The 21,501-nt window shown below is 37.4% G+C and carries 23 protein-coding genes, 1 tRNA gene and 2 pseudogenes; 1 reads left to right on the forward strand and 25 read right to left on the reverse strand.

The genetic code is table 11. The features are described from left to right. Nucleotides 1-23 precede the first annotated feature (23 nt). The 12 genes from CVFO_RS05055 to CVFO_RS05110 form a co-directional block, all read right to left on the reverse strand. Complete coding sequence (locus tag CVFO_RS05055) at nucleotides 24-938, reverse strand: AICE element replication initiation protein (RefSeq protein WP_201338972.1); 915 nt, start codon at nucleotides 936-938, stop codon at nucleotides 24-26. Continuing rightward, nucleotides 920-1,609 (reverse strand): hypothetical protein, encoded by a 690-nt coding sequence (locus tag CVFO_RS05060; RefSeq protein ID WP_201338973.1) that lies wholly within the window; start codon nucleotides 1,607-1,609, stop codon nucleotides 920-922. Before CVFO_RS05060 ends, CVFO_RS05055 begins: the two co-directional genes overlap by 19 nt. Next, nucleotides 1,606-1,803, reverse strand: coding sequence for a helix-turn-helix transcriptional regulator (locus tag CVFO_RS05065; RefSeq protein WP_342590997.1), 198 nt, complete (start codon nucleotides 1,801-1,803; stop codon nucleotides 1,606-1,608). The genes CVFO_RS05060 and CVFO_RS05065 overlap by 4 nt, the downstream gene beginning before the upstream one ends. A gap of 138 nt (nucleotides 1,804-1,941) precedes the next feature. Then, a complete protein-coding gene (locus CVFO_RS05070) occupies nucleotides 1,942-2,712 on the reverse strand; it encodes a hypothetical protein (RefSeq protein ID WP_201338974.1) in 771 nt (256 codons plus the stop codon). Next, nucleotides 2,705-3,898: a tyrosine-type recombinase/integrase gene (locus CVFO_RS05075; protein ID WP_201338975.1), complete on the reverse strand. Its 1,194-nt coding sequence runs from the start codon at nucleotides 3,896-3,898 to the stop codon at nucleotides 2,705-2,707. The genes CVFO_RS05070 and CVFO_RS05075 overlap by 8 nt, the downstream gene beginning before the upstream one ends. 156 nt (nucleotides 3,899-4,054) lie before the next feature. After that, nucleotides 4,055-4,130: transfer RNA gene (locus tag CVFO_RS05080), tRNA-Asn, on the reverse strand. A gap of 427 nt (nucleotides 4,131-4,557) precedes the next feature. Further along, nucleotides 4,558-5,091, reverse strand: coding sequence for a hypothetical protein (locus tag CVFO_RS05085; RefSeq protein ID WP_201338976.1), 534 nt, complete (start codon nucleotides 5,089-5,091; stop codon nucleotides 4,558-4,560). 385 nt (nucleotides 5,092-5,476) lie between these two features. Next, nucleotides 5,477-6,007 (reverse strand): hypothetical protein, encoded by a 531-nt coding sequence (locus CVFO_RS05090; protein ID WP_201338977.1) that lies wholly within the window; start codon nucleotides 6,005-6,007, stop codon nucleotides 5,477-5,479. Between the two features lie 108 nt (nucleotides 6,008-6,115). Beyond that, nucleotides 6,116-7,366, reverse strand: coding sequence for an NADP-dependent isocitrate dehydrogenase (gene icd, locus CVFO_RS05095; RefSeq protein WP_201338978.1), 1,251 nt, complete (start codon nucleotides 7,364-7,366; stop codon nucleotides 6,116-6,118). 31 nt (nucleotides 7,367-7,397) lie between these two features. After that, nucleotides 7,398-7,628, reverse strand: a complete 231-nt coding sequence (locus CVFO_RS09505; RefSeq protein ID WP_201338979.1) for a GNAT family N-acetyltransferase — start codon at nucleotides 7,626-7,628, stop codon at nucleotides 7,398-7,400. A 2-nt stretch (nucleotides 7,629-7,630) separates the two neighbouring features. After that, nucleotides 7,631-9,124 carry a threonine ammonia-lyase, biosynthetic gene (gene ilvA / locus CVFO_RS05105; protein ID WP_201338980.1) on the reverse strand — a complete coding sequence of 498 codons (1,494 nt, stop codon included), beginning with the start codon at nucleotides 9,122-9,124 and terminating at the stop codon, nucleotides 7,631-7,633. Further along, on the reverse strand, nucleotides 9,108-9,869 hold the full coding sequence (locus tag CVFO_RS05110) for an HAD-IA family hydrolase (RefSeq protein WP_201338981.1): 762 nt from the start codon (nucleotides 9,867-9,869) through the stop codon (nucleotides 9,108-9,110). The genes ilvA and CVFO_RS05110 overlap by 17 nt, the downstream gene beginning before the upstream one ends. Nucleotides 9,870-9,958: 89 nt before the next feature. Here CVFO_RS05110 and dksA point away from each other — a divergent pair, with 89 nt between their 5' ends. After that, complete coding sequence (gene dksA, locus CVFO_RS05115; protein ID WP_201338982.1) at nucleotides 9,959-10,369, forward strand: RNA polymerase-binding protein DksA; 411 nt, start codon at nucleotides 9,959-9,961, stop codon at nucleotides 10,367-10,369. Nucleotides 10,370-10,406: 37 nt separating this feature from the next. On the opposite strand, the gene thiL is transcribed toward dksA, so the two are convergent. The 13 genes and pseudogenes from thiL to CVFO_RS05180 form a co-directional block, all read right to left on the reverse strand. Continuing rightward, the gene (gene thiL, locus CVFO_RS05120; RefSeq protein WP_201338983.1) at nucleotides 10,407-11,336 is read right to left on the reverse strand and encodes a thiamine-phosphate kinase; all 930 of its coding nucleotides are present in this window, start codon (nucleotides 11,334-11,336) and stop codon (nucleotides 10,407-10,409) included. After that, on the reverse strand, nucleotides 11,336-11,845 hold the full coding sequence (locus tag CVFO_RS05125; RefSeq protein ID WP_201338984.1) for a hypothetical protein: 510 nt from the start codon (nucleotides 11,843-11,845) through the stop codon (nucleotides 11,336-11,338). The genes thiL and CVFO_RS05125 overlap by 1 nt, the downstream gene beginning before the upstream one ends. 47 nt (nucleotides 11,846-11,892) lie before the next feature. After that, complete coding sequence (locus tag CVFO_RS05130) at nucleotides 11,893-12,471, reverse strand: NfuA family Fe-S biogenesis protein (protein ID WP_201338985.1); 579 nt, start codon at nucleotides 12,469-12,471, stop codon at nucleotides 11,893-11,895. A 2-nt stretch (nucleotides 12,472-12,473) separates the two neighbouring features. After that, a complete protein-coding gene (gene panC / locus CVFO_RS05135) occupies nucleotides 12,474-13,334 on the reverse strand; it encodes a pantoate--beta-alanine ligase (protein ID WP_225879217.1) in 861 nt (286 codons plus the stop codon). After that, the gene (gene panB, locus CVFO_RS05140) at nucleotides 13,315-14,097 is read right to left on the reverse strand and encodes a 3-methyl-2-oxobutanoate hydroxymethyltransferase (protein WP_201338986.1); all 783 of its coding nucleotides are present in this window, start codon (nucleotides 14,095-14,097) and stop codon (nucleotides 13,315-13,317) included. The genes panC and panB overlap by 20 nt, the downstream gene beginning before the upstream one ends. Next, nucleotides 14,094-14,567 (reverse strand): 2-amino-4-hydroxy-6-hydroxymethyldihydropteridine diphosphokinase, encoded by a 474-nt coding sequence (gene folK, locus CVFO_RS05145; RefSeq protein ID WP_201338987.1) that lies wholly within the window; start codon nucleotides 14,565-14,567, stop codon nucleotides 14,094-14,096. Before folK ends, panB begins: the two co-directional genes overlap by 4 nt. Before the next feature lie 93 nt (nucleotides 14,568-14,660). Continuing rightward, nucleotides 14,661-14,918 (reverse strand): hypothetical protein, encoded by a 258-nt coding sequence (locus CVFO_RS05150; protein WP_201338988.1) that lies wholly within the window; start codon nucleotides 14,916-14,918, stop codon nucleotides 14,661-14,663. A gap of 1 nt (nucleotide 14,919) precedes the next feature. Then, nucleotides 14,920-16,026, reverse strand: a pseudogene (locus tag CVFO_RS05155) (IS3 family transposase). Nucleotides 16,027-16,210: 184 nt separating this feature from the next. Further along, a pseudogene (locus CVFO_RS05160) lies at nucleotides 16,211-16,437 on the reverse strand (alanine dehydrogenase); the annotation flags it as partial. A gap of 116 nt (nucleotides 16,438-16,553) precedes the next feature. After that, entirely contained in the window at nucleotides 16,554-17,234 is a 681-nt protein-coding gene (trmD, locus tag CVFO_RS05165) for a tRNA (guanosine(37)-N1)-methyltransferase TrmD (RefSeq protein ID WP_201338989.1), read from the reverse strand. Nucleotides 17,235-17,237: 3 nt separating this feature from the next. Next, the gene (dapE, locus tag CVFO_RS05170) at nucleotides 17,238-18,368 is read right to left on the reverse strand and encodes a succinyl-diaminopimelate desuccinylase (protein ID WP_201338990.1); all 1,131 of its coding nucleotides are present in this window, start codon (nucleotides 18,366-18,368) and stop codon (nucleotides 17,238-17,240) included. 4 nt (nucleotides 18,369-18,372) lie between these two features. Continuing rightward, nucleotides 18,373-19,539 carry a c-type cytochrome biogenesis protein CcmI gene (gene ccmI / locus CVFO_RS05175; protein WP_201338991.1) on the reverse strand — a complete coding sequence of 389 codons (1,167 nt, stop codon included), beginning with the start codon at nucleotides 19,537-19,539 and terminating at the stop codon, nucleotides 18,373-18,375. Then, nucleotides 19,536-21,440 (reverse strand): heme lyase CcmF/NrfE family subunit, encoded by a 1,905-nt coding sequence (locus CVFO_RS05180; protein WP_201338992.1) that lies wholly within the window; start codon nucleotides 21,438-21,440, stop codon nucleotides 19,536-19,538. The genes ccmI and CVFO_RS05180 overlap by 4 nt, the downstream gene beginning before the upstream one ends. Between the last annotated feature and the right edge of the window lie 61 nt (nucleotides 21,441-21,501).

Here is a 21,501-nt window from a genome sequence, read left to right on the forward strand (position 1 = left end):
ATAACTTGCATAGTGTTATGTTGCTAGAACTTGTCTTTGAATGATTTTAAATCTATATGACTGTCATCAAAATCGTCATCCTCTGCTTCAAACTCATATTCAGTTGCTCTTTGATTGTGCTTACTAATCGTTACAAAGGTTTTGTTCGTCCTGTCTTTTGATTTTTCATAGTAAATACCAACAATCTCTAATGATTCTTGAAGCCTATCCAGGTAGTTAACCACGCCTTTGGCGGTAGTTGGCCATCTTTGTGACCTGATAACCTTTTCAGATACATAACATTTGTCTTCTAGCCTCTCCAGCAATTCAATCGGTCTGCCATAAAAGTTACTTTCTCTTTCAAACATCTTAACAATACCAGAAGCAAAGGTAGAGGACTCTAACGAATCGACATGGGTGTTCCTTATGTTGTCTTTATAGACTTTCATAAACTCACCTTCGAACCATCCATAGGCACCTGATGCTGCTGTAGACAGTCGACAGAAGTCGGCCATACGGGTTAAATCATCAACCTGTGTATGCGGCATGGCTTGAATTGACCAAGCCAGTCCATCTAGTAATGCACCAAAGATAGATGGAGCATCTGCCGTAAAGTCAGCCCAAACCTTTTTCTCAGTTTTCCTAGTCTTGATTTTTCTTAGCGGTAACTTAACGCTACGACTAACTAAATCACCACGCTTAGCTATCTCATCAATACCATTCATAAGACAAGGTTTCTTAATGGAGATGGTCATCTCATCGTTAGTGGTGTAGAGCTTTCTAACTGCCTGGTTGTCGCCTGTTGCAATCTTGCAAATAGCATCACTAAACTGAGGACTGATGCCACTCAAGTTGTCAAATGCTAGTACATGGTTGTTAGTTCCAATTACTCTCATGTCACTAATGCTTGGCTTGGTGAGCAAGTCAACTTTGTTAGGGTCTACAAGCTCTCTAAGCATCCTAGAAGCGGTTGTCTTACCTGTGCCAGCACTACCCCATTAAGAATCATAACAGGATAGGCTCCTGGTCCAGCTTGCAATGACATTAGCAACCACCCAACAGCAAGAGGTAAGTCTCTCTTCTCGATGTTAATATGATTAAGTAACAATGAAATATCACCACCCTCTATAGGAGCAGGCAATGGCCTCATGTTTCCAGTACGTGTAAAGCATACTGGAGATTTATCTAGCACTCTCCAGCCATTTATATCAACTTCAACAACCTGCCATGAGTCATTACACAGGTCAATGTACATGGAGTTATCTACTTGGGCTACCCTTAGATAAACATCTTTTCTATCGCCATCAAAATCTGCAATAGATTTAATGGTGTCAATAGCAGTATCTAGTGCCGCCTTAGAAACGCCTGTGAGTGTTTGATAATAATACTTCTTTCTTAACCAGCTCTTATATTTAACCGAATCTGCTCGATATATTTCCGTATGGCCATTGAGTTTAATTTCAGCGTATTCATTTTCTTGATTATCACAAAACAAAACGTTTTCCAACCTAGCAAAATCAATTAATATGTTCTCTGGTTTTTTGTTAGAATTATCATTGAGGTTATTATCCAATTTCTTCTGGCCAGTTAAGCTCTCTACAGTTTCACTGGCTTTTTTATTGTCATTCATTTCGTCACCGCCCTCTTCTCAATACATTTATCCAAATAGTCCATCACCTCTTGCTCAACCCAACCGCTTGAGCGTTCACTTAATTTGATTTGCTTTGGAAACTTTCCATCCGCTATTAAACGGTAGATAGTTGTACGACTAAGGGTGGTTATATTTAGTACCTGGTACAGTTTTATGATATTCATGTGCTTCATTAAGACTCCTTGTCTTGGTTAAAAAAGCGTTATTAGGTTGTAATAACTACTTGTGGAGTATTATGAAATATCGTGTGATTTATTGAAAAGGTGATTTTATAAAATAAAATAAATCACCTAAGAAGAATGTTGTTATGACTAGGGTTTCAGAGCGTTGAAGATATATTTCTTTATTGTATTATCTTTTAAATTCCGCTCTGCTTTATTTAAACAAAGCTTAACCAAGTTGAAGAACCTGCCCTCAATAAGCTCATCGTCAGTCTCATTGATATAGTAGCCGTCGTCCTTACCTTTGTGTGTTGTGGTGTATTTACCTTTAGAGCTTCCTGTGAAGATTTTATAGTTAATAAAAAGATTTCTAATGAAAGCCATATCAATATTCACTTTGCTTTGATTTGATTCTAACTCGATATAATTTGAATTATTCTTTTCAAGATTTTCTATTACACCTTGCAATAAAAGCAGTGAAGTAATAATATCTTCTCGTGATGTTGAGATTTCTTTTGCGATTGAACTGGTGTTGAGCTTTACAAGTTCACTATTGATAATATCTAACTTTTGACTGTGTGTACTTACAGGTGGTGGTGCAAATGCAGAGAAGTAGGTTATAGGGTCATCCTTGTTTGTAGTTTTGTATCGATTAACCTCATCCAGTGCCTTGGCTTTAAATTCACCAGCCCCTACTTCATTAGATAAAAGCAAGTTAACTAACGTATCAGCAGTCTCGTATATTTCACGTCCAGATGATTTCTTCCACGATTTAGCGCGAATATAAATCATTTGGTCAATATTTATATGCTGAACAAAGTCGCTCTCGATTTCATCAATAGATGAATTAGTGTATGACTTGTTATCAAATCCAATTTCAAGTAGGTCTTGCTCCGTAATTAGGTATGACTCTCTATCCATTGGAGTTGCCTTTTATATTATCTAAGTAATCAGACCACTGCTGCATCATATCCCTTCTCTTCTCAAGATACTCCGCATTGTTATAGGCATCTCGAGTCTTATTAGCTTCAACATGTGCTAATTGCATTTCAATCCAATCTGAATTAAATCCCATCTCATTTAACCTGGTGCTAGCCATGCTTCTAAAGCCATGAGTAGTGAACTTTTCTTTCGGAATGCCTAACCTTCTAATAGCTGCACGTAAACTTTCAGCACTTATTGGAGATGAGCTTTTCTTGGGACTTGGGAAGACGTATGTATCACTTAAACTTAAAGACTTAATCTCCTTAAGTTTAGAAAGCACTTGTTTACTTAAAAACACCAAATGCTCCCTACCCATCTTCATGTTTTCAGCCTTGATCCTGATAAGCTTCTCTTTAAAATTAACCTCTTTCCATGTAAGCTTAGAAACCTCACCAGGCCTTAAGAGCAAGTAAGGCGTTAAGTTCAATGCCTCTGCAATTTGATAGGTACCTCTGCCCTTGTAATTCTCTAGCGTTAACAGTAGCTCCTTAATATCATCTTCAGTAGTTACAGTGGCATGATGTTTAGTCTTATGCTTCTTAAAATGCTCGTTGGTAATATTGGCTATTGGGTCGTACTCGATCAATCCAGTAACAACACAATCTTTAAACACCCTGCTTGACCAACCCTTAACTTTCTTAAGAGCAATTGAAATACCTTTATCATCCATCTGTCTAAGAACATGCAACATATCTGGAGTCTTAATATCTTCAATTGGAGTATTGCCGATGTAAGGAAAGATGTGTTTTTCAAAAGTAGCAACTTGTTTCTGAGCAGTTCGTTTTGTCCATTCACTCTCATGCCTATTAAACCATCTGTCAAATGCTTCTCTAAAGGTAATCTTCTGCTGTTGCTTAATTTTTAACTGTTTCTTATAAGCGCTAGGATTAATACCTTGTGACAATAAGGCTTGGTTTTCATCTCTAAGCACTCTAGCTTGAGCTAATGATACTGCTGGATATTTTCCTAACGAAATCATTGAAGCTTTACCGTCATAACGATAACGAAACCTCCACTTCTTTGCACCTTTAGGAGTGATTCGTATAGACAAGCCGTTACTATCAGCGACTCCATACTCAAAGTCCTTAGTTTTTAGGTTTTTAATTTTAGTATTGTTAAGCATAGTTTTTATCTTATACTCACAATTGTACTCACTTTATATCAGGATGTCGCGGAATTTCATGGAACAGTAAAAACACACTATATTGTTAAATACCGCTATAGGTAGGTATTTAAGACATAAATCAAGACACCCTGGGGGTGTCTTGATTTACTTGTATGGCTCCTCGAGCTGGGCTCGAACCAGCGACAAATGGATTAACAGTCCATTGCTCTACCAACTGAGCTATCGAGGAATGAAGGTGAAATTATAATGATATATGCGTGTTAAAGCAATCTAAAAATCAGTTATTTTTATAGTTTTTTTAAATATGCCAAAAACTACACTGATACGTACTTATACACTAATTTTTTTTAAACAAAAAGGACGCAATTACACCCTTGATTAATCAAGATGACTAATTATTTTATCACAGGCGTTGAACCAAGCGGTTAGGTTAATACTGAAGTCGCTACAACTACTGTGGCCATTGCTACTATTTGTATTAATGTTTTCATACCTACCTCCATACTTTTTTTAATTATAACAAAAAAAATAAAATCTAAAAACATGGCAATATTTTGACTGATGCCGCCAAAAAAAAAATTCAGACAATAAAACCACCCAAAGGGTGGTTTTATTTAACCTTGCTGCTAGATTAATCTAGCAGTCAATTAGGTGTCTTACTTAGCAATCACTTGATCACGACTGTCAGCAGTTGCGTTAGCTTTAGCATAAGCATAACCTTTAGCATAAGCATCAGCTTGTGCTTTAGCGAATGCATCAGCTTGACCTTTGGCATAAGCGTCAGCAACACCTTTAGCGCTAGCATCAGCAGTACCTGCATATTTGCCATCGGCAGTTGCGCTAGAAACGTTCTTAGTCGTGTTCTTATTATTATAATGGAAACCCCAATCAGAATCGTTGTTCATATCGTTGTTGTTTGAAAAAGGACCCCAGTTGTTAGCGCCGTTGAAAGGACCCATGTTAGAACCACCATTCATTGGACCCCAGTTGTTACCACCTGAAAAAGGACCCCAGTTAGAACCACCATTCATTGGACCAAAGTTAGAACCACTATCAAATGGACCCCAGTTAGAAAGACCATTGCCAGTACCCCAGCCGTTGTTATTATTGCCATAACCGTTGTTGTTATTCCAAAATGCTGATGCAGATGTAGCAGCTACTAAAGTAGCAATTGCAATTATTTTTTTCATATTAATCTCCAAATTAAAAAGTATTAACGCTCTTATTGTTAAGCGGGTTTTTAAGTAATCAGACTTTGTGGTCTTGATGGGGGTATTATATGGTAAATATATTATAAGTCAATGGTATTCTAATATATATTAATAATGAAACCATAAGAACCCTTCTAGCCTCTCTATTAAAATATTTTACCAAAATAAAAAAATATTTAAAAAAATAAAATAACCAGAAAATATCACTAAAACTAATTAAATTAAGTGTGAAAAAAAGATAAGTTTTAGATAAAAAAATATTCAAAATTTAGCTAATATTTAATCATTAACCTGCATATAAATATAGCAGAAACAAAAAAGCCCCCCACCCCAAAGGCGGCTTTAATTTAATGCTGTCTGAATGTTACTGACCTCTACTGTCAGCATTTCCTGCAGACTTTCCATCTGCATAACCTTTAGCATAAGCGTCAGCTTGACCTTTGGCAAAACCATCAGCTGCACCTTTAACATAAGCATCAGCCTGTGCTTTGGCATTTGCAGAAACTACACCAGTTGCATTACCATCTACTGAGGCATTAGAAACGTTCTTAGTCGTGTTCTTATTATTATAATGGAAACCCCAATCAGAATCGTTGTTCATATCGTTGTTGTTTGAAAAAGGACCCCAGTTGTTAGCGCCGTTGAAAGGACCCATGTTAGAACCACCATTCATTGGACCCCAGTTGTTACCACCTGAAAAAGGACCCCAGTTAGAACCACCATTCATTGGACCAAAGTTAGAACCACTATCAAATGGACCCCAGTTAGAAAGACCATTGCCAGTACCCCAGCCGTTGTTATTATTGCCATAACCGTTGTTGTTATTCCAAAATGCTGATGCAGATGTAGCAGCTACTAAAGTAGCAATTGCCACTAGTTTTATTGCGTTTTTCATTTTATCTCCTAATTAAAATTATGTAGTATAAATAAGAAAATTAATATCTACCCGAATAATAATACACAACTAGAAAATAGAGTGCAACACTATTAGTAGACAATAATTTTATAATATAGAATCAATGATTGCATCACCGAACTCAGAGCATGACAATAATGTCGCACCATCCATAAGTCTTTCTAAATCATAAGTGACAGTTTTATTTTGAATAACCTTAGACATCGCCTCTAAAACCATATCAGCCGCCTGTGTCCAACCCATATGCCTAAGCATCATTTCTGCTGAAAGGATGATTGAACCTGGATTGACTTTATTAAGCCCTGCATACTTTGGCGCTGTGCCATGTGTTGCTTCAAATACAGCTGTTGTGCCTGAAAGATTCGCACCTGGCGCAATACCAATACCGCCCACTTGAGCAGCCAATGCATCTGAAATATAATCACCATTTAAATTAAGCGTAGCAATGACCGAATACTCTTCAGGACGCAAAAGAATTTGTTGTAAAAAAGCATCCGCAATGACATCCTTAATTGTAATTACTGTGCCTGTGTTTGGATTTTTAAACGACTTCCACGGTCCATCACCAAGGATAGTTGCACCAAATTCATCATGTGCTAACTGATAACCCCAATCTCTAAATCCGCCTTCAGTGAATTTCATAATATTGCCTTTGTGCACCAAAGTTACTGAATCTTTATCATTGTCAATGGCATATTGAATGGCGCTGCGCACTAAACGATCTGTACCCTCTTTAGAAACTGGTTTAATACCAATTCCTGAGGTATCAGGAAAACGAATTTTTGTTGTACCCATTTCATCTTGCAAAAAATCAATGATCTTTTTTACCTCAGCAGTGCCTGCCTGATATTCGATGCCTGCATAAATATCTTCAGAATTTTCTCTAAAAATAACCATATCAATCTTTTCAGGTGCTTTAACTGGCGAAGGCGTGCCTTTAAAATACTTAACTGGGCGCTGACAAATAAACAAATCCAACGTTTGACGAATGGCCACATTCAAAGAGCGCATACCACCGCCCACTGGTGTGGTTAGTGGGCCTTTAATAGACACTGAAAACTCTTCTATAGCGTCCAAGGTTTCTTGTGGTAAATATTCACCATAAATATCATTTGCTCTTTCGCCTGCATAAATATCCATCCATTGAATTGCTTTTGAGCCATTGTAGACTTTAGCAACAATGGCATCAATCACTTTTTTCATCACTGGCGAGACATCTGCGCCAATACCGTCCCCTTCAATATAAGTAATAATTGGATAATTTGGCACTTTGATAACACCCTTTTCAAAGCTAATTTTTTCACCATTTTTAGGTACTTGAATGTGTTGATAACTCATACTTTAGTTTGCAGTTGAAAACTGCATTATTTTAGCATCTTCCCCATTTGAATAGTATTTTTCTCGCTTTGGAAATTTGTTCAAATCCAAGTTTTTGATATAATTGACAGACCTTAAAATTATCCTCCCGAAGTTCTAAAATAATTGATTTATTTAATTGTTTTAACGTTTCAATCAACGCAGTTGCCACACCATGATTTTTAAAATCATGGTGTGTTGTAATGCGAAAAATTTCGACCACATCAGTCGTTTGATACACCACAGTTAAAGAAAGTATTGATAGGCTTTATTGTTGGTTTCATTTTGATAGAAATAGCCCAGTTCATCAAACTTTTGCTCAAGTTTGGGTGCATCACTGGCTTGTAAACCAATTAGTACACGACCAAAGTCAGCACTATGATTACGATAGTGGAATAATGAAATATTCCAATAACTACCAATTTTTTTTAGAAAATTAAGTAAAGCACCTGGTCGTTCAGGAAATTCAAAACGATAAATAACTTCATTTTTACAATTTGCACGACCACCTACCATGTAGCGAATATGCGTTTTTGCGATTGAATTATCACTCATATCTAGCACACCGAATGATTTTGATAGCTTATCCAACAAGGCTTTCTTTTCGCTCAACCCCTCATTCAAAGCCACACCAACAAAAATACGTGCTTGAGCATCCGACCCAAAACGATAATTAAACTCAGTGATTACGTGGTTATCTAGCATCTGGCAGAATGTTAAAAAACTCCCTGGTTTTTCGTCAATAGTAACAGCAATAATAGCCTCATTATGCCCGCCTAAATCAGCGCGTTCTGAAATATAACGTAAACGGTCAAAATTAACATTTGCACCTGACACAATTGAGACAATATTTTCATTTTTTATATTGTTATTTTCAATATATTTTTTCACCCCAGCAGTTGCCAATGCGCCTGCAGGTTCAGCGATTGAACGCACATCTTCATAAATATCTTTAATGGCAGCGCAAATCTCATCATTACTAACCAAAATTACTTCATCAACCACCTGCTTGGCAATAGGGTAAGTTTGCTCACCGATTTGTTTAACCGCCACGCCATCAGCAAAGCATCCTACATCTTTTAATACCACGCGCTTGTTGTTTTTCAATGCTTGGTAAAGTGTGGGCGAGTCTTCTGGCTCAACACCAATTACTTTAATATTAGGTGCATAATGCTTGATATAAGTTGCCATGCCAGCAATTAAGCCGCCACCACCAACAGGAATAAAAACCTTATCCATACTTGGCAGTTGCTCTAATAATTCCTTGGCAATGGTTGCCTGTCCTGCCATGACTTCAACATCATCAAAGGCGTGAATAAAGACCAAATCTTGGCTTTTTTCTAACTGTTTGGCATATTGGTAAGCATCATCATACACATCGCCATGCAGGACGACTTTTGCACCTGATTGCTCAACAGCGTTAACTTTAATCCTAGGTGTTGAAAACGGCATAACAATAATCGCACTAATACCTAATTTTTTAGCAGACAGGGCAACACCTTGCGCGTGATTACCTGCGCTGGACGCTACGACACCTTTAGAGGCTTGTTCGGCAGACAGGTTTGAAATTTTCTGATACGCACCTCGAAGTTTGAAGGTGTGAATAGCCAGTTTATCTTCTCTTTTAAGATAAATTCTATTGCAAACGCGCTTAGATAATTGAGACGCAAAAGACAATGGCGTAACACTTGCCACTTCATAAACACGTGTATCGTTTGCTAAATCAATAATGCGTTGCATGCAGTTCTCGTAGATACGCCACATCAACATAAGTTGCATTAGTCGCATCACCTTTGATTAAGTCAAAAGGCTTATCTTTATCACCTAAATGGTCAAGCACAACCAACGCACCATCAAATTCATACTTATCTGTATATTCATTAACTGTAATAACGGTCTTAAGTCCAGCTTGTGTTGCCGAAATAATGCCATTATGTGAATCTTCAAAGGCCAGGCATTGAGCAGGGCCTAAGTTCATTTGCTCTAGCACATAGGTATAAATATCACCAGCTGGCTTTAGCTTTGGCACAATATTACCAGCACCAATCACTTCAAACCAGTCTAGTGCTCCAGATCCTAATGTATTTGCAATCAAGGCATCAACATTAGCAGGGGTTGTGGTTGTGGCAATTGCCAACCTAAGATTGGTCTTTCTTACCTCATTAAACAAACGCTTAACGCCTGTTCTCAAAGGCACTGCACCTTCATCCATTAAACGTACATAAATTTTAGTTTTTAACTGATGGATAGAGGCAACAAAATCATCCAAATGTTGATGTTCAAACGCTGGGTTGTATTTTTTTAAATAATATTTAATCCGCAATTGTCCTCCTGTCACATTGAGTAGTTTGTGGTAAATCTCATTTGACCAATGCCAATCTAGACCCAACTCTTTAAATGCCAAATTAAAGGCCTTTAAATGCCCGTCACGCTCAGTATTTGCCAAAGTTCCGTCAACGTCAAAAATTAATGCTTCTAATGCCATAAAAAATTTATAATGAGAAATATAAAAAATAAATTGCTATTTTAAGGCAGTTTAGGTATAAACATACTTTTTTAATTAATCTAGTTATTATGCCACAACCAAACTACCAAGAAATTCCTAATTACCAGCCTAAAAAAAATGAAGAATTTATGAATGATGCTCAGCTTGAGCATTTCAAAAATAAATTAAATTCATGGAGGGAACAATTAGTTGATGATGCTGAATCAACCATTAATCATATCCAAGAAGATTCAAATCAGGTTGCTGATATTAACGATAGAGCTACCCTTGAAGAAGAATTTGCTCTAGAGTTAAGAACACGCGATCGTGAAAGAAAACTGATTGGTAAAATTGACAAAACTTTACACATTATTGAACTGGGCGATTATGGCTTTTGTAAAACCTGTGGTGCTGAAATTTCCTTGATACGACTAGAGGCGCGCCCCACTGCTGATGAATGTATTGATTGCAAAACCATTGCAGAGAAAAAAGAAGTTTAAAAATATATTTGACGAGCAGAAAATACCTACCCGTCAATTAAAAGTGTTGATAAGAACAACATGGCCTATCAAAAGACCCAATTTTGGTTAACACCATAGAATCGTTAATAATGCCAATTTGAGTGACTGTAATGTTGTTTTTATTTTGTAATGCTTTGAGTAAATTCATATTTTTAACTGGCACAGTAAAACACAATTCATAATCATCACCACCTGCAAGTATCAAACACCAATCATTGGTCTTTTTAATATAGGCTTTGACTTCATTGGTCAATGGAATATCATCAAGATTAATACTTGCACCCACGTTAGAACGAGTCAAAATGTGTGTTAAATCTTGCTCTAAACCATCAGAAATATCAATACAAGCATTGGCAATATCTGGCAATTGTCGCCCTAGAAATAGCTGGGGTTTTGGTCTATTAAATTGGTTAATAACGTGCTCAGAAGGCGCTTGGTTGTTTTGTAATTGCTTCCAAGCATAAGCCGCGTCACCAATCGTATTAGACACAAAAATCAAATCCCCTACTTGGGCAGATGAGCGCAATAAAGCTTTGTTCTTTTCAACCACACCAGTAACATTGATGGTGATGCTAAGTGCGCCTCTTGTGGTATCACCACCAACCAACACAATGCCAAATTCATCTGCTAAAGATTTAAGTGAGGTAGAAAACTGACTAAGCCATTTTTTGTTAGTATTTGGCAATGTTAAGGCAAGTGTCAAATATTTTGCACGTGCACCCATTGCTGCCAAATCACTTAAATTAACTGCCAGGGCTTTATAAGCAATATCACTGGCACTGGTATTTGAGGGAAAATGCACGCCTTCAATCAAAGTATCAACGCTGGTTACTAATTGGTAATTAGCATCTATATCAATAACAGCGCAATCATCACCGATACCTAAATTAACTAAATTTGAACTATCCCAATTAAAATAGGTTTCAATTAGAGAGAACTCATTCACTAACTTTGTGGGTATTTTTGTGCCAGTTTTTGATCAACCTCGCCACGACCCGCATTAAACATTGAACCAGAACCTAGCACGACAGACACCAAAATACAAAAAAATAATGGCACCACACCTAACAAACTCAAAATTGAGTCAATAATTCTTGTACCATCCATGCTTGCAGGTGCATCGTTTGAAATAATCAACGTTAACGAAGTGACTAAAAAATAAAAAATATAAGCACCAATCAATAATTTATAACGATTAAGTGAAAGCTGCCAGTGCAAATAAACCAGATACGGGTCATTGCTTTTGGCTTTTTTAGTCCGAAAATAAGTATAGATGATGATTATAAAGGAAATTAAAATAGACAAACCAATTGCGCTACTCATGTCAGTATTTAGCAATTTAATCAAACCTAAGGTAAGAAATAAATGGACAATAACTGTATTAATAGTGAACAATTCGTGCGCTACTTTGGCGTCTCTACGCTCTTTAGCACTGGCATCAATAGTAATAATCATAACCGCTAAGTTTACACCATATTATCCCAAACCCAGCAGAGTGTTACTTACATATAAGCGTTATCAGTATTGGAATGGTCTGTTACATCACGCACCGATTTAATCTCTGGAAAGCGTGTTTTAAGCTGTGTTTCAACACCTTGTTCTAAAGTGGATTTAACCGATGAACAGCCCTGACAACCACCGCCAAAATTAAGAATAACGTCCATCTGCTTAGTAATCTCGACCAGTTCAACAAAACCACCATGAGAGGCAAGTCCAGGACTGATGTCAGCAGCAATAACGTATTTTATTTTTTCTTCAAGAGGTGCGTCTTCTTTTGGTTCTTCGCCTTTGGTATTAGGTGCAGTGATGGTTAATTTCTTGCCAGTACCTGCATCTTTTAATGCCACTTCTGAATCCTTCAAATATTCAAAATTTAACTCATCAATATAGGCATAAAATCCTTCATATTCAAATTTTTGATACGTTTTACTTAACTCTTTAGGAAAGCAAAAATTAAAAGTAACTGCGGCGGCAGGTGTGCCGGCTTTTTCAACATCCACCTTTAAGCCAAGGTCTTTTTCATCTTGTTGAGCAAATAAATCAGCTACATAAACTTTTGCTTCATCGGTAATATCAAACATGATTATCCTTTTTTAAAAATTATATTGTCAATGAGTCGCACAGAACCTAAAAACACTGCAGATAATATAACAATTTGATGCGTATTACCAGTGATTTGCCTAAGGGTATTTGCGTCTAATGCCTCAAGATAGTCCAATTTAAAGTATTGCTTTAAGTCAAACTCTGCCAATTGCTTTAACACATCAACTTTTTTATTTTGTAAAATTTCATGCTTAAAATAAGACAAAATTCTGTACAAATTAGTGGCAATTTTAGCCTCATTCTCAGATAAATACTGGTTTCGAGCGCTCATTGCTAAGCCACTTTTTTCTCTAATAGTCTCGCCAGATTCTATGCATATATCCAATGATGAATTCTTGACCATTTGCTTAATGACCAACAATTGCTGATAATCTTTTTGACCAAAAACTGCAACATCAGGACGTACAATTCCAAACAATATTTCAACAACCTGAGCCACCCCATTAAAAAAATGCGGACGTGTTTTACCGCATAAAATCTGTCCAATCTTACCAACATCAGTATGTTTGCTTATACCCTTGGGGTAAATTTGTTTAACATCTGGAATAAAAACACCATCAACATTTACCTCTAATACTGTCAAATCAGCATTAAGCGTACGTGGATAACTGTCTAAATCTTCATTTTTACCAAATTGGGCGGGATTAACAAAAATACTAACAATGACTTTATCGGCTTTTTGTTTAGCAATGTCAATTAATGACAAATGTCCTTGGTGTAATCCACCCATTGTAGGCACAAATGCGACGGTTTTGCCTTGCGTGTGCCAGTCGTTAACTAGCTTGGTTATTTGAGTATTTTGATAACACAACTGCATTGCATTAATAACTGTGCTGTTCACCTGGAAAGGACTTATCTTTTACCGCTTTGATAAAAGCATTAACAGCAGACTTAACATCACCACTATCAATTAAGAAATTTTTAACAAATTTTGGCACGTGTCCTACATGAATGCCCAGCATATCATAGCTTACCAATACTTGCCCATCACAATTCACGCCAGCACCAATGCCAATAGTAGGAATACTTAAAGATTGTGACACTTGTTTAGCCAGATTGGCAGGGACGCATTCTAGCACGATTACTTTAACACCCCAAAATGCCAAAGCCAAAGCATTTTTAATAATTTTATCAGCGCTTTGCTTGTCCCTACCTTGCACCTTATAACCGCCCATTTCTATTACCGATTGCGGTTGCAAGCCTAAGTGACCACAAACGGGAATGCCATTATCTTGCAAGATTTTAAAAGATGCCTCATGTTCACACCCACCTTCAAATTTTATCATTTGTGCACCCGCTGTTATTAAGCGTTTGGCGTTTGTTAAAGTTTGTTCAGCATTGGTATAACTTTGATAAGGCATGTCCACAATCCTTAATGCATTTTGCGCACCTTTGGTAGCTGCTTGTGTATGATAAACCATATCACCCATACTTACATCTAATGTATTTTCACCGCCTTGGATAACGTTACCAAGTGAGTCTCCTATTAAAATAATGTCAATGCCACACGCGTCAAAAACTGATGCAAATGAAGCGTCATAAGCAGTTAAGCAAGCAATTTTCTCGCCAGATTGTTTAAAGCCCTTTAGCGCTTCAATGTTCATAATTTAACCAATTTAGTGATGTCTAGTTTAGCAATCAAATCTTGAATGGGCCCTAAAACTGGCACTTTCAAATTAGGCTCTAATTCTGCTAATGGTACCAATACAAACGCCCTATTCATCATTTGCGGATGTGGAACAATCAATTGCTTAGAGGCAATCACTTGCACACCATAAATAATAATATCCAAGTCAATGGTTCTTGCACCCCATTTTTTCTCGCGCACGCGATGCTGTCTAGTCTCAATATCTTGACAAACATACAGCAATTCTAATGCAGTTAAATGCGTATCAACCTGACACATGGCATTGATATAATTAGGCTGCTTTGAATCGTCAATCGGCTTGGATTGATACAAACTTGACAAACTCACCACTTTAACATCTTTAGTAGAATTAAGCGCAATTAGCGCATCTTTAATTTGCTGTTTTGGGTTGTTAAGGTTTGAACCCAGTCCGATATATGTTAACACTAATTTTATTCCTAATTCTTTGTTAATTTTGAACTTGTAAAGAGTCTTTACAAGTTATTTTTATCTAATTTTTCACTAGTAATCGATCTGTTTTTAGCTTGATAAATGGCAGTTGCTTAATTTTTCTTTAAGTTCTAGCTTGTCATCTAAAAATAGAGTTACTTCATTATGTTCTATTTCTGTTTTTACAACAATATCAATATTTTCACCATGTAAATTTTCAAGCCAGTTGATTAACTCCTCGGGTGTTTGTATTTGTGGTTTTATAGGCTCTTTTGGTTTTTTAAGTTTTAGCCAAAAATCTTCTTTGCTATCTACTTTAGTGCAATAGTTTAACCTACTTGGACACATTTCAAGCCGCTTTTTTCAATTCAGCCATCTCTTGAGCAGGTGTTAAATACCCAATCGCTGAATGAATCCTTTTGTAATTATACAAGTAGATATAACCCTCTACATTTTGCACGACTTCACTATGATTTGCAAAACTTTGATAATTTAATCTCTCAGTCTTCAGACTTCTAAAGAAACGCTCCATGACCGCATTATCCCAACAATTACCTCGCCTGCTCATGCTTTGAGTAATGTTGTTCTTGTTGCAATAATCAATAAAAACTTTAGAAGAGTATTGAGTCCCTTGATCAGAGTGGAACATGTGTTTATTTGTATTGGGCTGGTGTCTAGACACAGCATTACTAAGCGCATCCTTTGCCAACTGAGCATTAGGCTGTTTTGACAATGCCCAACCAACAACTTGTCTTGAGCCTAAATCCAACACACTGGCTAAATAACTCCCACCTTGATAGGTTTTGATATAGGTAATATCACCAACCCAATGCGTATTAATTGATTGCTGCTCAAACACACGATTTAATAGGTTTTTTGCCTTTTTAAACATCAATCTAGTATTAGGGTAATAATGACGCTTTCTTGGGCGTATGGCAACTACATTGGCTTTTTTCATTAGCGTTGCAGTTTGGTAAATACCAATGTTATAACCTTGGTTATTCAAAACTACTCGCATTCTGCGTTTGCCATAGGTGTATCCAACTTCAATAGCAGTTTGTTTGATTAATTTAATCATAGCGTTGGTGTTGTTGTTTACTCGCTTATCTTTGACTTGATAGTAATAACTACTGCGAGGAAGTTTGAGTAATGCTCATAATTCTTTAGTATTGTATTGTTGGCAAGCCTTGTTTATCTTGATAATCATATCACTTGGTGATTGTCCACAGCGAACAAGGCTGTTGCCTTTTTTAAGATTTCATTGTCCCTTTGTGCGCGCCAAAGTTGTTTCTCAAGCAGTTGTATTGTTTGTTGTTCAGAAGTCAGCGCTTTGCCTGACTCTGGTGTTTGTCCACCAAGCTCTGCTAGGTATTGTTTTCTCCATCTGCTAACTGCTGAGGAGCAAGCTCCTGATATTATCATGATTTTTTTTATTGGTGTAATTCTCATGCACCATGAGTTTGGCATAATCTAGTGTTCCCCCCTCAAGGGGGTATTGAACAGAATGTTCAACGGTAAAAGTCACTCGTTGTTTTCTTGATTTATATTGTGTCATTACTGACCTCCTTATGGTTTGTATTATAAGGCTATCTTTGTGTCCAATAAAATTAGACTATTGCAGTAAAATTAGACCATTACAGTTTGACTTTAACAATCATATCTGCAATGCTAAATATTTCTTCTGCATTCATTAGGCATGATGACAGCACCTGCTTTCTCATACACATCGTCACTCACATTGATACCAATGCCAGCATTTGTTTTTACCAACACTTTATGCCCTACTTTTGTTGCACTAAAAACCGACTCAGGTGGTCCCTACACGATATTCATTATTTTTAATTTCTTTTGAAACGCCAATAATCATTTTTTTATCCACCTATAAAAACAACACTAAAGATACCAAGTTGTCGTAACTTAAACTGCATTTTTCCATAAAGGATACCAATTATTACGGATGGTTTTAATAAAAAGATGCTATTTTTAGCAGTTTTTATATAACAAATCCTTGCGTTTTTCTTGGGTTTTTTTAATGGATTGTTCTGCTCGCCAAGTGTTAATATTAGCTTGGTATCCGCTTAGTAATACTTCAGGTACTGCTTGGTTATCAATAACTTCAGGGCGTGTGTAATGTGGGTAGTCTAGTAAATTATTTGCAAAGGAATCGTTTAATGAATCGGCATTGCCAAGTACGTTTGGAATTTGCCGGCTAACCGCATCAATAAGTACCATAGCTGCCAATTCACCACCGCTAATAACGTAATCGCCAATGGAGATTTCCATATCAATATCGTGCTCAATAATGCGCTCGTCTACACCTTCGTAGCGTCCGCATAATAGAGTGATTGAGTCAAACGTGGATAGTTCTTTAGCTAGTTTATGTTTGAGTGGTTGGCCTTGTGGTGATAGATAAATAACCTTAGTTTTTGGGTTTGATTGTTTGATTTTGTGAATGCAATCACGAATGGGCTTGACTTGCATCACCATACCAGCACCACCGCCATAGGGTTTATCATCAATATTTTTGTATTTGTTATTGCTAAACTCTCTGAGTTGCCAAGTGTGAATTGAGAGGTGTGATTTTTTGATGGCGCGTGCAATAACACCTTCATCCTTAATGGCATTAAACATATCAGGAAACAGAGTGATAACGTCAAAGCGCATGAGCTAGGTGAGTATATTTTTTAAAACGTGGTAATAGATATCGCTCAAATCTTCTAAATCCTGAATGGATACGCACTCATCAACCTGATGAATGGTGGCATTCAAAGGGCCTAGTTCCACTACTTGAGCCTCTAAAATTGGCGCAATAAAACGTCCATCAGAAGTGCCGCCTGAGGTGGATAGTTGGGTGTTTATATTTTTGACAGTTTTAATCGCATCAACACAAGCATTGACCAGTTCGCCCTTTGGGGTTAAAAATGGATAGCCAGAATGCTCCCAAGTGATTTGATATTCAAAATTGTGCTTGTCTAAAATTACGCAAACTCGGCTTTGCAATTGCTCGTGAGTGTTTTGTGTGGAATAACGAAAGTTAAAAACAATATCACTTTCACCCGGAATAACATTGGTCACTCCTGTGCCTGAGTGAATATTAGAGATTTGGAAACTGGTAGCTGGAAAATACTCATTACCCTCATCCCAAACTTCATTACACAAATCATTCAACGCTGGTATGACTAGGTGGATGGGATTATTTGCCAAATGTGGATAGGCAATGTGCCCTTGTTTACCAATGACTTTTAAAGTGCCATTTAAAGAACCGCGACGACCATTTTTAATCACATCTCCTAACTCACTAGTAGCTGATGGCTCACCCACTAAGCAATAATCAACGGTTTGATTGATTTCTTTTAAGTACTGCGCAACTTTAACAGTACCATCAGTAGCAGGACCTTCTTCGTCAGAAGTGATTAAATAGCCAATTGAACCTTTGTGATTAGGATAATCTTTAACAAATCTATCGGTTGCACTGAGCATGGCTGCCAAAGAGCCTTTCATATCAGCTGTTCCACGACCATGCAACATACCTTCTTTAACTTGGGCAGAAAAAGGTGGCACGTGCCATTTTGACTCATCGCCCACAGGTACGACATCGGTGTGCCCTGCAAATACAAACACAGGGGGTTGATGACCACGAACTGCCCAAAAATTATCAACCTCGCCAAATTTTAAATCAATGATTTCAAAATTAAGATGGCTCAAATGATTGGTCATAATAGACTGGCAGCCCTTGTCTTGTGGGGTGAGTGAGGCTATACTAACTAGCTTTTTTGCTAATTCTAAGGTTTTACTCATTAGATTATTTCACGCTCAAATGAACGGTCGAATTGTCAGCCACATTAATGACTTTGCTAAGCACTTGTATATCGCCCACACCTCGCATGGCAGAGCCAGTTGCACTAATACGCACTACCGCAATCACTTGGTCATGGCGTGATAGTTGATTACCTTGTATCACAGAGTCTTGGTCGGTTAAAACCACTTGACCAGTAAAATCTTTTAACTTAATTTTTTTAATTGCAATCGGCATCGGTCTGCCCTTGGCTGCTTTAACATAAATCATGATAAAGTCTTCGCTAGATCTTGACTTTAGTACCTCGTTAGACACATCAACACGCACACTAATAGAATGCTCAGGTGTATCCTTGCTTACTTCAACTGCTTTTAACTCAGATAGAATATTCACCAAGGCCACTCGGTCAATACTACCCTCTAGCAGAGCATTAAGTGCGCGTTGCCAAAGCCCTTTGGCTAAATTAAAATCTTGCTGGCTCACGGCAAACATGCCTGCTAAATACAAGGCGTCTGGTGCGTTCGGCTCAATCTCTAGGGCTTGTTTGATTAGCTTAACAGATTTATCTGAAAATTGATTATCACTAGCACTAATCATCATAGAGGCATACTCAACTAACAATCTTGGGTCTTCGGGATTAATTTGATAAGATTTCTCATAAGCCTCTATTGATAAATCTAATTTTCCCAACTCAAGGTACGTAAGCCCGAGCATTTTCCAAGCTTCAGAATCATCTTCGTTAGTTTGTAAATACTGCACAATTTTGTTAGCACTCTGTTCTAAACTTAGTGGCTTTTCTGCACTTTCAAGTGGCTGACTCATGTTACTTCTTGGTGTCAAATATTGATAAACACCGATGGACACGACAGGTAGTAACACCAATATTAATATCAAAACCCATGTGTTATTACTGGCATTATTTTGAATATTACTCACTTGTTGAAGCTCAATAGCCAGTGTTGTTGAAATCTCTTCTTTGGCTTGGTTAAATTGTTTTTCATCAATCAAATTTTGGTGTAAATCTTGTTCAAGTTCTAGTAATTTTTGTTTGCCTAAGGCGATATTAGAACCTTCAAGATTAATGTCATTAGATTTAAGGGGTCGATATAAAAACCAAATTATCCAAATAGAAGAGGCTATCACTATCAAAGCAAACCATAGATATAAACTCATCCTTTCACCCTCAATCGATATCTTTTATCAAATGCGGCTAATAACGCGCCTAATGCAATCAATAACCCCCCTAGCCAAATCCAACGTATGAGTGGCTTGTAATAAATTCTTAAACTCCATGAATCACCTTCTAAAGACTCGCCCAATGCAATATAAATATCACGATATAGTGATGGGTCAATAGCCACTTCGGTCATAGGCATGCCGGTGACGTATTGGCGTTTTTCAGGTCTCAAATCTGATATTTTCTTATCCTCAAAATAAACCTCTACATGACCTTTATTGCCTTGATAGTTTTGACCAGATAGGCGTGTCACACCTTTAAAAATAAAGTCATAACCTGCCATGGTGATTGGTTTATCAATGTCCATTTTTATATCCTTTTCAACACCGTACTGAGTTGTCACTGTAGCGCCTAATAAGAATACAGCAGTACCAATATGAGCAAAAATCATGCCAATAAAAGCAAGACTCATACTGCCTTTTTGGCTTAACCTTTGAAACAAAAGCACCAGTGAATGTGTCACTATCCAAATAAACAAAAAGACGGCTAATAAAACTGAGATATTATCAGCCAATAACGCACTAATAACAAACAACAAACCAACACCTACCCACACCCACTTTAATAAACCCGCTATCCTTTGCGTGGCGTCTTTCTTCCAACGCAAAAAGGGGACAATCACCATAACCAAGACTGCTGGAATCATAATAGGTACGAACACTGCACTAAAATAAGGCGCGCCTACTGAGATTTTACCCAAACCTAATGCATCTAATAGTAGCGGATAGAGCGTGCCTAAAAAGACACTTAACATTGCTGCCACTAATAAGATATTGTTAACTAGTAAACCGCTCTCTCTTGACAAAAGAGAAAAGGTATTATTACTTTGCATGAGTGAAGCTCGCCAAGCATATAACGCCAACGAACCACCAATCACAATCACTAAAAATATCAAAATAAACAAACCTCTAGCAGGGTCAGCAGCGAATGAGTGTACTGAAGTAAGAATGCCTGACCTGACTAGAAATGTGCCTAATAAACTTAACGAAAAACCAGAAATGGCTAATAGTACAGTCCAATGTTTAAATGCACCGCGCTTCTCGCTCACGCTTAAAGAGTGCACCAATGCTGTTGCCACCAACCATGGCATAAATGAGGCATTTTCCACCGGATCCCAAAACCACCAACCGCCCCAACCAAGCTCGTAATACGCCCACCAAGAACCAAGTGTAATGCCAAATGTTAAAAATGCCCATGCGATTAATGTCCAAGGGCGTGACCACCGTAACCAAGTAGAATCTAGCTGCCCACGAATAAGTGATGACAAGACAAAGGCAAATGGAACCGCCATCCCCACATAACCCATATATAACATGGGTGGGTGGATAATTAAGCCAAAATCTTGTAGCAAGGGATTAAGCTCTCGTCCTTGTATTGGCACGATATCTAGGCGCTCAAAAGGATTAGAGGTTAATAGCAAAAATAACAAAAAACCGATACTAATTAAACCAAGAATAATAAGAATATGGTTTAACACTTCAGCAGGTAAACGTTTAGAGAAGACAGATACTGCTACGCTCCAAGCGGCTAAAATCAAGGCCCACAGCAACAAAGAGCCTTCGTGTGCACCCCAAACGGCTGACATCTTAAAAATACTGGGTAGTTGTGTATTTGAATTATTTGCCACATATTTAACAGAAAAGTCATCAACCAAAAAGGCATTCATGAGAATGACAAAAGCGATTAAAATCCAGAAAAATTGCATCCATAACAAGGGTCTGGATAAGCCAGAAAGCGCGGCGTCGTGTTTAATTATGCCTATAGCGGGTAAAACAACTTGTAACAACGCAAACACCAAAGCAAACACTAATGCAAAATGTCCAATTTCAATTAACATAGATGGTTTGAGTTAAATAAACTCATTATAACGCAAAATGTCTAATTTCAATTAACATAGA

The organism is Isorropodon fossajaponicum endosymbiont JTNG4, assembly GCF_016592615.1.
Taxonomy (GTDB): Bacteria; Pseudomonadota; Gammaproteobacteria; order PS1; family Pseudothioglobaceae; genus Ruthia.